At 70.8% G+C, this 13,290-nt stretch carries 17 protein-coding genes and 1 riboswitch; of the genes, 8 read left to right on the plus strand and 9 right to left on the minus strand.

The features are described from left to right. The 5 genes from P1P70_RS28925 to P1P70_RS28945 form a co-directional block, all read right to left on the minus strand. Positions 1 to 544 (minus strand): urease accessory protein UreF (locus P1P70_RS28925; RefSeq protein WP_319242840.1); only part of this gene is annotated, 544 nt, incomplete at its 3' end. A gap of 75 nt (positions 545 to 619) precedes the next feature. Next, positions 620 to 2,341 carry an urease subunit alpha gene (locus P1P70_RS28930; protein ID WP_319242842.1) on the minus strand — a complete coding sequence of 574 codons (1,722 nt, stop codon included), beginning with the start codon at positions 2,339 to 2,341 and terminating at the stop codon, positions 620 to 622. After that, positions 2,334 to 2,645: an urease subunit beta gene (locus P1P70_RS28935; RefSeq protein ID WP_217214065.1), complete on the minus strand. Its 312-nt coding sequence runs from the start codon at positions 2,643 to 2,645 to the stop codon at positions 2,334 to 2,336. The genes P1P70_RS28930 and P1P70_RS28935 overlap by 8 nt, the downstream gene beginning before the upstream one ends. Positions 2,646 to 2,655: 10 nt before the next feature. Further along, a complete protein-coding gene (locus P1P70_RS28940) occupies positions 2,656 to 2,958 on the minus strand; it encodes an urease subunit gamma (protein WP_045562427.1) in 303 nt (100 codons plus the stop codon). Between the two features lie 128 nt (positions 2,959 to 3,086). Then, entirely contained in the window at positions 3,087 to 3,716 is a 630-nt protein-coding gene (locus P1P70_RS28945) for a TetR/AcrR family transcriptional regulator (protein WP_319242846.1), read from the minus strand. Between the two features lie 102 nt (positions 3,717 to 3,818). On the opposite strand from P1P70_RS28945, the gene P1P70_RS28950 reads away from it, so the two are divergent. Continuing rightward, the gene (locus P1P70_RS28950) at positions 3,819 to 4,877 is read left to right on the plus strand and encodes an ABC transporter permease (protein WP_319242848.1); all 1,059 of its coding nucleotides are present in this window, start codon (positions 3,819 to 3,821) and stop codon (positions 4,875 to 4,877) included. A 152-nt stretch (positions 4,878 to 5,029) separates the two neighbouring features. Here the strand turns inward: P1P70_RS28950 and P1P70_RS28955 are convergent, their stop codons facing one another. Together P1P70_RS28955 and P1P70_RS28960 are read right to left on the minus strand one after the other, a co-directional pair. Beyond that, complete coding sequence (locus P1P70_RS28955) at positions 5,030 to 5,806, minus strand: phosphotransferase family protein (RefSeq protein ID WP_319242850.1); 777 nt, start codon at positions 5,804 to 5,806, stop codon at positions 5,030 to 5,032. Between the two features lie 125 nt (positions 5,807 to 5,931). Continuing rightward, positions 5,932 to 6,210, minus strand: coding sequence for a type II toxin-antitoxin system Phd/YefM family antitoxin (locus tag P1P70_RS28960; protein ID WP_215451285.1), 279 nt, complete (start codon positions 6,208 to 6,210; stop codon positions 5,932 to 5,934). A gap of 162 nt (positions 6,211 to 6,372) precedes the next feature. Between P1P70_RS28960 and P1P70_RS28965 the strand changes: the two genes are divergently transcribed. From P1P70_RS28965 to P1P70_RS28980, 4 genes are all read left to right on the plus strand, one after another. Then, a complete protein-coding gene (locus P1P70_RS28965) occupies positions 6,373 to 7,044 on the plus strand; it encodes an ATP-dependent Clp protease proteolytic subunit (RefSeq protein ID WP_319242853.1) in 672 nt (223 codons plus the stop codon). Between the two features lie 7 nt (positions 7,045 to 7,051). Next, complete coding sequence (locus P1P70_RS28970; RefSeq protein ID WP_319242855.1) at positions 7,052 to 7,369, plus strand: hypothetical protein; 318 nt, start codon at positions 7,052 to 7,054, stop codon at positions 7,367 to 7,369. Positions 7,370 to 7,742: 373 nt separating this feature from the next. Next, positions 7,743 to 7,922, plus strand: a riboswitch (cyclic di-AMP (ydaO/yuaA leader). 3 nt (positions 7,923 to 7,925) lie between these two features. Next, a complete protein-coding gene (locus tag P1P70_RS28975; RefSeq protein ID WP_045562372.1) occupies positions 7,926 to 8,399 on the plus strand; it encodes a C40 family peptidase in 474 nt (157 codons plus the stop codon). Between the two features lie 74 nt (positions 8,400 to 8,473). Then, on the plus strand, positions 8,474 to 9,022 hold the full coding sequence (locus P1P70_RS28980) for a DUF6328 family protein (RefSeq protein WP_319242858.1): 549 nt from the start codon (positions 8,474 to 8,476) through the stop codon (positions 9,020 to 9,022). Here the strand turns inward: P1P70_RS28980 and P1P70_RS28985 are convergent. Further along, a complete protein-coding gene (locus P1P70_RS28985; RefSeq protein WP_319242860.1) occupies positions 8,994 to 9,452 on the minus strand; it encodes an ATP-binding protein in 459 nt (152 codons plus the stop codon). The genes P1P70_RS28980 and P1P70_RS28985 overlap by 29 nt on opposite strands. Before the next feature lie 249 nt (positions 9,453 to 9,701). Between P1P70_RS28985 and P1P70_RS28990 the strand changes: the two genes are divergently transcribed. Together P1P70_RS28990 and P1P70_RS28995 are read left to right on the plus strand one after the other, a co-directional pair. After that, a complete protein-coding gene (locus tag P1P70_RS28990; RefSeq protein ID WP_319242862.1) occupies positions 9,702 to 10,562 on the plus strand; it encodes a helix-turn-helix transcriptional regulator in 861 nt (286 codons plus the stop codon). 9 nt (positions 10,563 to 10,571) lie between these two features. Continuing rightward, a complete protein-coding gene (locus P1P70_RS28995; RefSeq protein WP_319242864.1) occupies positions 10,572 to 10,796 on the plus strand; it encodes a DUF397 domain-containing protein in 225 nt (74 codons plus the stop codon). A 57-nt stretch (positions 10,797 to 10,853) separates the two neighbouring features. On the opposite strand, the gene P1P70_RS29000 is transcribed toward P1P70_RS28995, so the two are convergent. Then, positions 10,854 to 11,984 carry an 8-amino-7-oxononanoate synthase gene (locus P1P70_RS29000; protein WP_319242866.1) on the minus strand — a complete coding sequence of 377 codons (1,131 nt, stop codon included), beginning with the start codon at positions 11,982 to 11,984 and terminating at the stop codon, positions 10,854 to 10,856. A 197-nt stretch (positions 11,985 to 12,181) separates the two neighbouring features. Here P1P70_RS29000 and bioB point away from each other — a divergent pair. Then, positions 12,182 to 13,290 (plus strand): biotin synthase BioB (bioB, locus tag P1P70_RS29005; protein WP_319242868.1); only part of this gene is annotated, 1,109 nt, incomplete at its 3' end.

Genomic DNA, 13,290 nt, shown 5'->3' on the forward strand with positions numbered 1-13,290 from the left:
CCACCACCCCGTCCATCTCAGGAGTCAACCGCGCCAACACCCCCGTCGCCTCGAACGGATCGAGACTCAACAGCCGCACCGTCGCACTCGCCGCCCCACTCACACACTCGTACACGGCGCAGTACGCGGCATCGTCCGCCCCCAGCCCGGCGGCACGGGCCGCCACCCCGAGCACGACCGGCTGATGCGCCCCCTTGGGGAACACCCGCGCCACCTCGTCCAGCTCCCCGGACGGCCACGTGGCCCGCGCCGCCCGCATCAACTGCCGCCCCAGCTTCCGCGAGGCGACCCGCAGCGCCAGCGACGGCGTACGGGCATCGGCGGCCACGTCCAGCTCGACCGGGTCGGCACCCAGCGCGGCGGCGGCCGCGAGAGACGCCGACACCAGCCCGGCGGTGTGCAGACGCCCCCGGCAGAACGCCTCCAGCCCCTCCGCCCCGGTGATCAGCCCCGCCTTGACGGCCGCCTCGGCCCCACCGGAGTGCGCGTGCCCCCCGGCGGGAAAGCGGCCGTCGGCCAGGACGAGAAGAGCCGCCCTAGACATCACGGACCCCAGCCACCACGGACCTGACCATCACGAACCCAGCCCTCACGAACCCAGCCATCACGAACCCAGCCATCAGAAGAGGAAGTAACGCTGGGCCATGGGCAGTTCGGCGGCCGGCGTGGCCTCGACCAGCTCCCCGTCGATGTGCACGGCGAAACTGTCGGGGTCGACGCGCACCTCGGGCCGCGCGTCGTTCTCCCGCATGTCGGCCTTGGTGACCCCCCGGGTCGACTCGATGGCGACGAACCGCTTCCCCAGCGCGAGCCTCTCCGGCAGCCCGTCCTCGATGGCGAGCGGCGCCACGAAGTTGAACGAGTTCGCGGCGGGGGCCCGCCCGATCGCCCCGTACATGGGACGCGGGAGGATCGGCTGCGGCGTGGGGATGGAGGCGTTGGCGTCGCCCATCTGCGCGTACGCGATCTGCCCGCCCTTGATCACGAGCTGCGGCTTGACGCCGAAGAACGCGGGCTCCCAGAGGACCAGGTCGGCCAGCTTCCCGCTCTCCACGGAGCCGATCTCCTTGGCGAGTCCCTGCGCGAGTGCCGGGTTGATCGTGTACTTGGCGACATAGCGACGTACCCGTCGGTTGTCCGCACTCCCGTCACCGGGGAGCGCGCCGCGCCGCCGCTTCATCACGTGCGCGGTCTGCCAGGTCCGCAGGATGACTTCGCCGACCCGGCCCATGGCCTGCGCGTCGGAGGAGATGATCGAGATCGCGCCCAGGTCGTGCAGGATGTCCTCAGCGCCGATGGTCGACGGCCGGATCCGGGACTCGGCGAACGCGAGGTCCTCGGGTACGGCCGCGTTCAGGTGGTGGCAGACCATCAGCATGTCGAGGTGTTCCTCGGCGGTGTTGACGGTGTAGGGCCGGGTCGGGTTGGTGGAGCTGGGCAGGACGTGCGGCTGGGAGACCACGGTCATGATGTCGGGCGCGTGCCCGCCGCCCGCGCCCTCGGTGTGGTAGGCGTGGATGCCGCGTCCGGCGATCGCGGCGAGCGTGTCCCCGACGAAACCGGCCTCGTTGAGGGTGTCCGTGTGGATGGCGACCTGAATGCCGGTCTGTTCTGCGACGGTCAGCGAGGCGTCGATGACGGCCGGGGTCGAACCCCAGTCCTCGTGCAGCTTGAGTCCGAGGGCGCCCCCGCGGATCTGGGACAGCATCGCCTCGTGCGAGACCGTGTTGCCCTTGCCGAGGAAGCCGATGTTGAGCGGGTACTGCTCCATCGCCTCCAGCATCCGGGCGAGGTGCCACGGGCCGGGCGTGACGGTCGTGGCCTTCGAGCCCTCCGCCGGTCCCGTACCACCGCCGACCAGGGTCGTGACCCCGGACGACAGGGCCTCGTCGGCGATCTGCGGGCAGATGAAGTGGACGTGGGCGTCGATGGCGCCGGCGGTGACGATCCGCCCGTTGCCCGCGATGATCTCCGTCTCGGGGCCGATGACCAGGTCGGGGTGGATCCCGTCCATGGTGTCGGGGTTGCCGGCCTTGCCGATGCCGGTGATCCGGCCGTCGCGGATGCCGATGTCGGCCTTGACGATGCCCCAGTGGTCGATGATCACCGCACCGGTGATGACCGTGTCCGGGGTGCCTTCTGCGCGCGTAGCGCGGGCCTGGCCCATGGATTCGCGGATGACCTTGCCGCCGCCGAACACGGCCTCGTCACCGGCGAGTCCGGGCCCGCCGGAGCGGTCCTCCTCGATCTCGACGAGCAGATCGGTGTCAGCGAGCCGGATGCGGTCACCGGTGGTGGGGCCGAACAGGTCGGCGTACGCGGCACGCGAGATCTCAGGCATCGAGGGCACCTCCGGTCTCCCCGCGCAGGCCGGGCACGACACGGGCGCCGGTGAGCGGGACGAGTTCGACGTCGACGGGGATCCCGGGCTCGAAGCGCACGGCGGTGCCGGCGGCGACGTTCAGCCGCTTGCCGCGGGCGGCGGCGCGGTCGAACTCCAGGCCGGGGTTGGCCTCGGCGAAGTGGTAGTGGGAGCCGACCTGGACGGGGCGGTCGGCGGCGTTGAGGACGGTGAGCCGGGTGACGTCACGGCCCTCGTTGTAGACGATCGGGTCGGCGGCGAAGAGGATCTCTCCGGGAATCACGGCCGCCCCCTCAGACGATCGGGTCGTGGACGGTGACGAGCTTGGTGCCGTCCGGGAAGGTCGCCTCGACCTGGACGTCGTGGATCATCTCGGGGATGCCCTCCATGACGTCGTCCCGGGTGAGCAACTGCCGCCCGGACGCCATGAGTTCGGCCACCGTACGGCCGTCCCGCGCGCCTTCGAGGAGGTGCGCGGTGATGAGCGCGACGGCCTCGGGGTGGTTCAGCTTCAGGCCGCGGGCCCGGCGCTTCTCCGCCACGTCGGCCGCCACATGGATCAGCAGCCTCTCCTGCTCGTGCGGGGTCAGTTGCACGGCGTCCACCTCACATCCTCGCTCCGGACCGTGCGGGATCCGGTTGCCTCGCCACCGGGCAAAATCGCTGGTGGCGTGGCCGCAGGCTAATTGGGTGGCGTTTCGGCGACGTTAACGCCTCGCCCCGGTCAGTCCCGGGTCCTCGGGTCGCCCATGCTCATCAGCGCCTGCACGCCCAGCTCGACCCCCTGGATCGGTACGTCCCCGAAGAGCGCGTACTGGGCGACGACCCCCTGGGCGAGCGCCACCATCGTCCGCGCGACGCTGAGCGCGGGGATGTCGGCCCGCATCATGCCGGCGTCCTGGTACGCCTCGACGATCTTGATCCATGGCTTGCGGACCTCGGCGAACCCGCCCTCCAGGATGGCGTGCAGCTCGGGATTGCGCAGGGTCTCGGCCCAGACCTGGATCATCAGCCTCGGATAGAGGGACTCCCCCGCCTCGCCCAGCGTGGGCTGCCGGTGCAGGATCCGGCGCAGCACCGTGCCGATCAGCACGTCCGGCGGCGGAGGCGGACTCTCCAGAACGGCCTCCTCGAACGCCTCACGCACCTCGGCGAGGACCGAGCCGACGATCGCGGCGATCAGTTCCTCCTTGCCGCTGAAGTACCGGTAGACCGCCCCTGCGGAGAGGTCGGCCTCCTTCAGCACGTCCTGCATGGACGTGGCGTGGAAGCCGTTGCGGGCGAAGCAGCGGGAGGCGGCGTCGAGGATCTGGCGGCGGCGGGCGTCGAGGCGCTCCTGGGATACGCGGGGCATGCCGCCAAACGTAAAACGAACGTTCCTTCTTGACAAGCGCGACCCCTCGGGAGCATGGTGAGCTCAAGAAAAACGAACGATCCTTCTTTTTAGGAGACCCACATGTCCGCCCCGTCCGCCGCACCCACCGGCACGGCGACCCCGAGCCACTCAGTACCCCCCGGCCGCCGTATGGTCGCGATCATCATCCTGATCCCACTCGTCGCGGCGCTCGCCCTGTGGGCCTTCGCCTGGCCCAACGCCCGCACCGCGCCCCGCGACCTGCCGCTCGGCGTGGCGGGACCGGCGACCGCCGTCGCCCAGGTCGAGCGACAGCTGGAGCAGCGGGACGGCGCGTTCGAGATCCACCGCTACGCCGACGAGGCGGCCGCGCGGGACGCGATCGAGGACCGGACCGTATACGGCGCGGTGGTCGTCTCCCAGGCCGGGCCCAAGCTGCTCACCGCTTCGGCCGCGAGCCCGATGGTCGCCCAGTTGCTGCAGCAGGCCGTGACACAACAGGCCGCCGAGGAAGGCGTCCAGGTGGCGACCACCGATGTGGTGGCGACACCGGCGAACGACCCGCGGGGCTCGGCCTTCGGTTCGAGCGTGCTGCCGCTGGCCCTGGCCGGTACCGCCTCCGGCGTCCTGGTCACCCTGCTCGGGCTGCGTCGGGGTCGTGCGGTCGGCGCGCTGGTCGGAGCCGCCGTGCTGGTCGGGGCCGTGGCCGCCACCCTCGCCGACAGCTGGCTCGGTGCGCTCGGCGGTCACTGGTGGGCCGAGGCCGGCGTGCTGAGCCTGGCGACCCTGGCCGTCGGCGCCACCGTGGCCGGATTCGCGGCGCTGCTGGGCAAGGCGGGCATCGGTCTGGGCGCCCTGCTGATCGTGTTCCTCGGCAACCCGTTCGCGGGCGCCGTCTCGGCGCCCGAGATGCTCCCCGAGCCGGCGGGCGCCCTCGGTCAGCTTCTCCCGCCGGGCGCGGGGGCGTCGCTCCTCAGGTCGGTGTCCTTCTTCGACGGCGCCGGCGCCCTGGCCCCGGCCCTGGTGCTGACCGCGTGGGCCACCTTCGGTCTGACGGCGATCCTCCTGGGCGACCTGCGCAAGCGCCGCATCCGGCCCACCGGACCGTCGACCACGGAGCCGACCCCGGTCGCGAGCCCGACCCCGACCCCGGCTCACTGACTAGTCACGAACTACTCACGGACTCACGGACTCACCCGGTGACTGCTGCTCGATGCCGGACCGGCCGTGCGCCCCCGCTGTAGCGGACGGGGGCGCACGGTCTTTCGGCGGCTTTTTCGCCGTACACGCGGGAGACCGGGCCCGCCCGGCCCTCACATCCGGGATCTCAGGACGTCGACCTCACAGCCCGGCGCGAAGGGGTCGAAGCCGTGCTCGATGAGCCAGCGGACGATCAGCAGACTTCGCAACGACCACCACGCGTGGATCACCTCGATGTCGACGTCGATGCCGCTGCCAGCGCCGGTGCCAGTGCCGGCGTCGTACCCGGCGATGACGTCGTCGAGGTGCTCCTCATGGCCGAGCGTGAAGGTGGCCAGGTCGTACAGGGCATCGCCCCGGCCCGCCTCGGACCAGTCGATGATGCCCGTGACCTCGTCGCCGTCGACGAAGACGTGCGCGATCTGCAGGTCGCCGTGCGTGAACGCCGGGGTCCAAGGCCGCAGCGCGGCCTCGGCGACCCTGCGATTGCGGGCGACCAGGTCGGCGGGCAGGACGCCGTTCGCCACGAGCCATGCGCACTCGTCGTCGAGTTCCGCCGCCAGCGCGACGATGTCCCGGCCGGCCCGTCCCGGCCGGGGCGGCAACGGCGCGTCGTGCAGTTTCCGGATGGCGGCGCCCGCCGCGGCCCACCCCGCCGGCGCCCCGACCGACGGCCCGCCGAGGCGTCCGAGCGTCGTCCCCGGCAGTGCGGCGATCGCCAGCACGTGCGGCTTGCGCCACAGGACCTCCGGGGTCGGGACCGGCGCGCGGGACATCACCTCGACCTCGGCGTCGATACGCGCCTGATCGGCGTCCACCTTCAGGAACACGTCACCCACGCGCAGGGTCGCGCGCTCGGAATGGGCGACGACGACTTCGACCTCATCCATGAGCGATCAGTATCCCGGGGAGGTTCGCCGACGTCGCCGGGTTCGTCGCGCGCGATGACACGGCCTAGCGGGCACCCCCACCACTCGCACAAGGAGTCCAAGAAGTCCAAGGAGTCCAAGGAGCCCTAGGACGCCCCAGGCCCCCGATGCTCGGCCGCGATACCGAAGCGCTGCTGCTCCCGCGCCGTCGGTGCGACCTCGCGGACTCGGGAGACGGCGCTGATCACCGGCTCGTCGGCCGGCTCCTGGAGGGCTTCGAGTTGCTCCAGGTCGGCCGCGGAGACCAGGGCGACGAGGGGTTTGCCGTGCCGCGTCACGACGACGCGCTCGCCGCCGTAGACCACGCGGTTGATCAGATCGGCGAGCTCAGCCCTGGCTTGCGTCACCGGAATCTCGTAGGCCATGCAGTCCAGCTTAGACCGGGCGCCTCGCACCGCCCCGAGCGGAAGATCCCGTTCCGGGCGAGCCGGGCTCCGCGGGAATTTTCGCTTTCGGCCGATCCCCTCATCCCCCCTGAGTACGTCCTGTACATTTCTTACAGAAGTCGATCAGAGGAGGCGCGTCCCATGCCTGCGAACCGCATGCCCGCCAACCGCATACCCGCGAACGGACCGTCGGCCCGTCATGCGCTGCCCGAGTTCACCGAGCGCACCAGTGCGGGTCACCGAACGATGGATCCGTATGCGAAGTTGCTGGAAGAACGGATCGTGTTCCTCGGGACGCAGATCGACGACACGTCGGCGAACGACGTGATGGCGCAGTTCATGCACCTTGAGCACCAGTCGCCGGACCGCGACATCTCGCTGTACATCAACTCGCCCGGCGGCTCGTTCAGCGCGATGACGGCCCTCTACGACACGATCCGCTTCGTCACCTGCGACGTGGAGACCGTCTGCCTGGGGCAGGCGGGCTCGGCCGCCGCGGTGCTGCTCGCGGCGGGCACGCCGGGCAAGCGGTTCGTGCTGCCGGGGGCTCGCGTGCTGATCCACCAGCCGGCGGTGGCCCACCGGATCGAGGGGCAGGCCAGTGATCTGGCGATCCAGGCCGCGGAGTTGACGCGCAACCGCCGGAGGCTGGAGGAGATGCTCGCCCGGCACACGGGCCGGAGCCCCGAGCGGATCAGCGCCGACATCGAGCGGGACACGTTCCTCGACGCGGAGGCGGCGGTGGAGTACGGCCTGGCCGATCGGGTGATCCCGAGCCACCGGACCTCGCGTACGCTCCCCGGCGCGAGGTGAGCCGCCGATGCTGCCGCCCGAACTGCCGCCGTTGCCCGCGCTCACGCGCGCCGAGGCCGAGCTGATCGACCGTTACCTGGACGTGGTCGACCTGCTCGGCCGGATCAATCCGGCCCGTCCGGGCGACACGTACCGCGGGTTGCGCGCGGCGCAGGCTCTCGTCACCAAGGCGACCGCCCTGCTCGACGCGCTCGAACTGATGCACAGGCGCGGGGAGCACGAGGTGCACGCCCCGACGCTCGCGCGAGCCCTGCGGGTCCTGGACGGCGAGCGACGGGCGGGCCGGGTCGCGCTACCGCCGGAGCCGGAGGACTCACCCGCCTGAACGCGCCTGAACCGATCCCGGGTCGCTCGCCGTACTACTGACGGAGCGTCCGGTCCAGGTTTCGCGCCGTCCGGACGGCCTACCACGATCGACCCATCGGCCCATACGTCGTGAGGACCTGTGAAGTTGCGCAACATGCCTGGCACCGGGGCGGAACATGTCATTCCGGTGCTGGTGCGGACCTCCTCGACCGCCTGGACACAACAGCCGAAAGTGGCCTGTCCACCCGAACGGGCGAGTGGTGAGTAAGACCACAAATCCCCGGTTCCGTTGGGATTTTCGGACTTGAGTGCGTCAAGATCCCTTCCTGACGACAAGCCCCCGCCACAGCGGCGGGGCGATCCGGGTGGACGCCGAGTCCTGCCGCCGCCCGGATGACCGGTCGACAGAAGTGCATCGGCAGGAGTGGAGGACCCAAGCACGACGGGTCGCCGGAACGGTCGAACCATGACCGCGCCGAGCAGCCCTTGGGGTGAAGCCGCGTCAGCGGCCGGGCAACTTCGCCAGCCCGAATCCGACAGGTCATCCTTCACAGGCGGCTGACGAAGGGTTGCGCATGACTGCGCTGAATCGTGTCCCGTCGCTGTTGACCCGGGCCGGCACGGCCTCGGCTCTGACCATCGCCGCTGTCAGCGGCAGCATCGTGGTCCCGGGCGCCGCATCCGGCGCCGAGGCCGCCACGGTGGCGTCGAAGGCACTCAAGGTCGCGGCTTCCAAGAAGGGCTCCCCTTACAAGTACGGCGCCGTGGGCCCGAGCAGGTTCGACTGCTCAGGGCTGACGCTCTACTCGTTCAAGAAGGCGGGCAAGAAGCTGCCCCGTACTGCTCAGCAGCAGTACAACAAGACGAAGCACATCTCCGCGAGCAGCCGCAAGCTCGGAGACCTCGTCTTCTTCCACTCGGGCTCGAACGTGTACCACGTCGGTATCTACGCGGGGAAGGGAAAGATCTGGCACTCGCCGAAGACGGGTGACGTCGTCCGGCTGCAGAAGCTGTGGACGAAGAACGTCTGGTACGGCCGGGTCCGCTGACCCACCGCCGGGGGCGGCGGAGAGCTCCGCCGCCCCCGCGCGTGCGACCGGCGGTTTTGGATACCCGTTCGACCATGGCCGACGAACGCACCCGCCCCGCACGCAACGAGACCCCTCTCGAACGCGCCGACCGCAATTTCTCCGAACTGCTCCAGGAGTTGCGCGTTACCCAGACCGGGGTGCAGATCCTCTTCGCGTTCCTGTTGACGTTGGCCTTCACCCCGCGCTTCCCGGACCTGGACTCCTTCCAGCGCGCCACCTACGTCGTCACCCTGCTGCTCGCGGTCCTCGCGGCGACGCTCTTCACCGCCCCGGCCGCCCTGCACCGCTCGCTCTTCCAGCAGAACGCCAAGCCCCTCATCGTCCAGGTGTCGTCCCGGCTGGCCACCGCGGGCCTGATCGTGCTGATGCCGGCCTTCACCGGTTCCGTCATGCTCGTCGTGGACGTGACGCTCGGCCGGAAGGCGGGGATGGCCGCCGGGGCCGGCACCTTCCTCGTCTGCCTGCTCCTGTGGGCCGCGCTCCCGAAACTGGTGGTCCGCTTCTCCGACCGCGACGACCCGTCGGCACGCCCGGCGCCGGACGAGGGCCCCGTCAGGGTTCCTGCGGACCGCCCGCGCTGAACGGCCGCACCGGGACGGTCCACGGCAGTTCGATCGCCACCGTCTTGCCGCCCTCCCGGGTGGGTCTGACGCTGAGCCTGCCCCCGCACTCGGCGGTCAGCCAGCGGATGATGACCATGCCCCGGCCGTTGTCCTGCTGGACGGCGGCCGGCAGCCGTTTCGGAAAGCGTGGATGGCTGTCGGTGACGCCGATGCGCAGGTGCTCGTCCCGGTCGAGGGCGATGTCCACCGTGAAGGTGGGCGACTGACCGAGGGTGTGCTGGACGGCGTTGGTGGCGAGCTCGGACACGATCAGGCGCACGGTGTCCGCGATGTCGGTGTCACCCGGCAGGCCCCATTCGGCGAGCACGCCGGCGACGTAGTTCCGGGCCGTGGACACCGAGGCGGGATCGCTCGGCAGAGTGACGGATGCTTCCAGGTGATCTGCCATGGCGAGGCGTCCCTTTCCCACGGGACCGGATGTCCGACAGGGAGCGGATGGTTCGACTACGGTCCCGGACTGGTGCTTCGCGCCAGACTGCCACTACCTGGGCTGTCACGGGTGGCGATCCACCAAGATGTGCATATATCTGTCGCTCGAACCGGTGAACTATCCGACGGCCGACCGTATTTGGGTGGCGTCTTCGTCCATCCTCTGTCGTCACCCCCGACCTCGCGCGCCGGGCGGAAGGAGAATCCCATGCAGTACGGTCCGGCGGTGCGCCGCCGCAAGCTCGGTGCCGAGTTGCGTGTCCTGCGCACCCGTTCCGCGCTCACCAGTATCGAGGCGGCCCATCGGGTGGGCTGGCACCAGTCCAAGGTGAGCCGGATCGAGACGGGCGCGAGCGGGGTGAAGCCCGCGGACGTACGCAAGCTGCTGGACGCGTACGGGGTCGCCGACACCGAGTTACGGGAGCTGCTCCTGGCGCTCGCGGGCTCCGAGGACGGCGGCGGGCGGCACAACTGGTGGCACGCCTACCGGGGCGTACTGCCGCCGACGTACCGGGATTTCATCAGTCTGGAGTCGCAGGCCGGGGGGATGCGGACGCTGGAGACGTCGGTGGTGCCGGGCCTGCTGCAGATTCCCGAGTACGCGCGGGCGGTGACCCGGGCCGCGGTGGAGGGGCTGGAAGACGACAAAATCGACGCACTCGTGGAAGTGCGGCTCGCGCGGCAGGAGGTCCTGCGCGGGAACCCGCCGCTGAAGCTGAGTGCCGTGCTCGACGAGGGTGTTCTCCGACGTGAGGTGGGCGGTCCCGAGATCATGGCCCGGCAGCTGGGCCGGCTCGTCGAGGCGGCCCGCCTTCCTCAGGTGCGACTGCAGGTGCTGCCGTTCACTGCCGGGGCGCACATCGGCCTCACGGGTCCTTTCGTAATTTTCTCATTCAGGAGCACATCCGATCTGGACGTGGTTGTTCTCGACCACTTGACGAGTAGCCTCTACCTCGAGCGGAAAGAAGACCTCAAGGCGTATGTCGAGGCCTTCAACGCCCTTCAGATCCACGCCCTTTCGCCCGAGGACTCGTTGGATTACATCGCCGGGCTAGCCGCCGGCGCGTAAGGAGGCACCATGTCCGCACTGCCTCGGAACGTACCCACCAGTACCGCACTACGCGGAGTGCGATGGCTGCGCAGCAGTCGCAGCACGGGAATGAACAACTGCGTGGAGACGGCCCGTCCCGCGTCCGGCCGCTGGGCCGGCCTGGTGGCCGTACGCGATTCGAAGAACACGGCGGGGCCCGCCCTGCTGTTCGACCCCGACGCCTGGGAGGGATTCATCACCACGCTTCGGTGACCGTCACCGACAGCGTTCGTACTTCCGCTTACGGCGACGCCCGGCCCTGACGCCGACTCACGGTCGCGTATCGCCGATGATTCCCACGGCTCGGTCGATCTGCCCCCGCGTGAGATCCGCGCGTGCGGTCAGCCGCAGCCGGGACACGCCGTCCGGCACGGACGGTGGGCGGAAACAGCCGACGGCGAGACCCGCCGCACGGCAGTCCGCCGCCCAGCGCACCGCCTGATCCGGCGACGGCGCGCGTACGGACACCACGGCGGCGTCGGGCCGCACCGCTTCATGGCCCGACGCCGTCAGCCGTGTGTGGAGTTCGCGCGCCACCTCGCGGGCCCGTGCGGCGCGCTCGGGCTCACGGCGCAGCAGCCGGAGCGCGGCGAGCGCCGCGCCCGTCGCCGCGGGGGCGAGGCCCGTGTCGAAGATGAACGTCCGGGCCGCGTTGACCAGATGGTCGATGACCTTCGCGGGGCCGAGTACGGCACCGCCCTGACTGCCCAGCGACTTCGACAGCGTGACCGTCACGACCACGTCGGGGGCGCCCGCGAGGCCGGACGCGTGCGCCGCGCCCCGGCCGCCGTCGCCGAGGACCCCGAGCCCGTGCGCGTCGTCCACCACGAGCCCGGCGCCGAACTCACGGCAGGCGGCGGCGAGGGAAACGAGCGGGGCGGCGTCGCCGTCCACGGAGAACACCGTGTCGGAGACGGCCACGGCAGGCAGCCCGCCGCCCGTGGCGAGCGCCTTGCGGACCGCCTCCGGGTCGGCGTGGGCCACGACCTGGGTGGTGCCCCGGGCCAGCCGGCAGCCGTCGATGAGGGAGGCGTGGTTGCCCGCGTCCGAGACGATCAGGGAGCCGTGCGGGGCGAGCACGGTGACGGCGGCCAGGTTGGCCGCGTAGCCGGAGGAGAAGACGAGGGCGGCCTCGAAGCCGCAGAAGTCGGCGAGTTCCCGCTCCAGTTCGGCGTGGAGTTCGGTGGTGCCGGTGACGAGTCGGGAGCCGGTGGCGCCGCCGCCCCAGCGGCGCGCGGCCTCGGCGGCGCCCTCGGTGATCTCGGGGTGCCGGGCCAGACCCAGGTAGTCGTTGCTCGCGAGGTCGAGGAGCGGCGAGTCGGCGGGCCGGGGGCGCAGGGTCCGTACCAGCCCGGCCCGGCGGCGCGCCGAGGCCTGCTCGTCGATCCAGCCGAACGCCATGGGTCCTCCGGGGTGGTGTGGGCAGCCCGCGGCGCCGCGCCGTCGTGGACGGCACGGCGAGGGCTTTTGTAGGCAGTGCACAGACACTAACGGCCGGACCAGCCGCCCACGATGTGGCAATACCCACACGTCGATCCCACTCTGTTGTCCGAACCATCCTTGGCCGGGAGCGGTCCCGTAGGACAGGATCGGCTCTCATGGACCTGCTGAACACGCTGGTGGACAAGGGGCTCCGGCGCGAGCCGCTGAGCCGTGCCGAGGCGCTCGCCGTCCTCGGCACCTCCGACGACGAGCTGTTGGACGTGGTGGCCGCGGCCGGGAAGGTGCGCCGGCACTGGTTCGGGCGCCGGGTGAAACTGAACTATCTGGTCAACCTCAAGTCCGGCCTCTGCCCCGAGGACTGCTCCTACTGCTCCCAGCGGCTCGGCTCGACCGCCGGCATCCTCAAGTACACCTGGCTCAAGCCCGACGAGGCCTCCGAGGCCGCCGCGGCCGGGCTCGCCGGGGGCGCCAAGCGGGTCTGTCTGGTGGCGTCCGGGCGCGGCCCGACCGACCGGGACGTCGACCGGGTCTCCGACACCATCAAGGCGATCAAGGACCAGAACGAGGGCGTCGAGGTGTGCGCCTGCCTGGGTCTGCTCTCCGACGGCCAGGCGGAGCGGCTGCGCGAGGCGGGCGCGGACGCCTACAACCACAACCTGAACACGTCCGAGGCGACGTACGGCGAGATCACGACGACCCACACGTACGCCGACCGGGTGGACACGGTGCAGAAGGCACACGCGGCGGGTCTTTCGGCCTGCTCGGGTCTGATCGCCGGCATGGGCGAGAGTGACGAGGACCTGGTCGACGTGGTCTTCTCGCTGCGCGAACTGGACCCGGACTCCGTGCCGGTGAACTTCCTGATCCCGTTCGAGGGCACCCCACTCGCCAAGGAGTGGAACCTGACCCCGCAGCGCTGTCTGCGGATCCTGGCGATGGTGCGGTTCGTCTGCCCGGACGTCGAGGTGCGGATCGCGGGCGGCCGCGAGGTCCATCTGCGCACGATGCAGCCGCTCGCCCTGCACCTGGCCAACTCCATCTTCCTCGGCGACTACCTCACCAGCGAGGGTCAGGCGGGCAAGGCCGACCTGGAGATGATCGCGGACGCCGGGTTCGAGGTGGAGGGCGCCGAGCAGGTGACGCTCCCGGAGCACCGGGCGACCGTGACCGCCGGTGGGGGCTGCGGGTCCGGGGAGAGCGCGGGGTGCGGATCGCACGCCGGGGGCGGCTGCGGGTCGCACGAGAGCGAGGGCGCGGGTGCAGG

The sequence above is a fragment of the Streptomyces sp. MB09-02B genome (assembly GCF_033794485.1).
Taxonomy (GTDB): domain Bacteria; phylum Actinomycetota; class Actinomycetes; order Streptomycetales; family Streptomycetaceae; genus Streptomyces.

Excerpts from the sequence above, each read along its gene's own strand:
- P1P70_RS28930 (WP_319242842.1), bottom strand. The coding sequence starts at position 2,341 with ATGCCTGAGATCTCGCGTGCCGCGTACGCCGACCTGTTCGGCCCCACC.
- P1P70_RS28945 (WP_319242846.1), bottom strand. The coding sequence starts at position 3,716 with ATGCCCCGCGTATCCCAGGAGCGCCTCGACGCCCGCCGCCGCCAGATC.
- P1P70_RS28950 (WP_319242848.1), top strand. The coding sequence starts at position 3,819 with ATGTCCGCCCCGTCCGCCGCACCCACCGGCACGGCGACCCCGAGCCAC.
- P1P70_RS28955 (WP_319242850.1), bottom strand. The coding sequence starts at position 5,806 with ATGGATGAGGTCGAAGTCGTCGTCGCCCATTCCGAGCGCGCGACCCTG.
- P1P70_RS28960 (WP_215451285.1), bottom strand. The coding sequence starts at position 6,210 with ATGGCCTACGAGATTCCGGTGACGCAAGCCAGGGCTGAGCTCGCCGAT.
- P1P70_RS28965 (WP_319242853.1), top strand. The coding sequence starts at position 6,373 with ATGCCTGCGAACCGCATGCCCGCCAACCGCATACCCGCGAACGGACCG.
- P1P70_RS28970 (WP_319242855.1), top strand. The coding sequence starts at position 7,052 with ATGCTGCCGCCCGAACTGCCGCCGTTGCCCGCGCTCACGCGCGCCGAG.
- P1P70_RS28975 (WP_045562372.1), top strand. The coding sequence starts at position 7,926 with ATGACTGCGCTGAATCGTGTCCCGTCGCTGTTGACCCGGGCCGGCACG.
- P1P70_RS28980 (WP_319242858.1), top strand. The coding sequence starts at position 8,474 with ATGGCCGACGAACGCACCCGCCCCGCACGCAACGAGACCCCTCTCGAA.
- P1P70_RS28985 (WP_319242860.1), bottom strand. The coding sequence starts at position 9,452 with ATGGCAGATCACCTGGAAGCATCCGTCACTCTGCCGAGCGATCCCGCC.
- P1P70_RS28990 (WP_319242862.1), top strand. The coding sequence starts at position 9,702 with ATGCAGTACGGTCCGGCGGTGCGCCGCCGCAAGCTCGGTGCCGAGTTG.
- P1P70_RS28995 (WP_319242864.1), top strand. The coding sequence starts at position 10,572 with ATGTCCGCACTGCCTCGGAACGTACCCACCAGTACCGCACTACGCGGA.
- P1P70_RS29000 (WP_319242866.1), bottom strand. The coding sequence starts at position 11,984 with ATGGCGTTCGGCTGGATCGACGAGCAGGCCTCGGCGCGCCGCCGGGCC.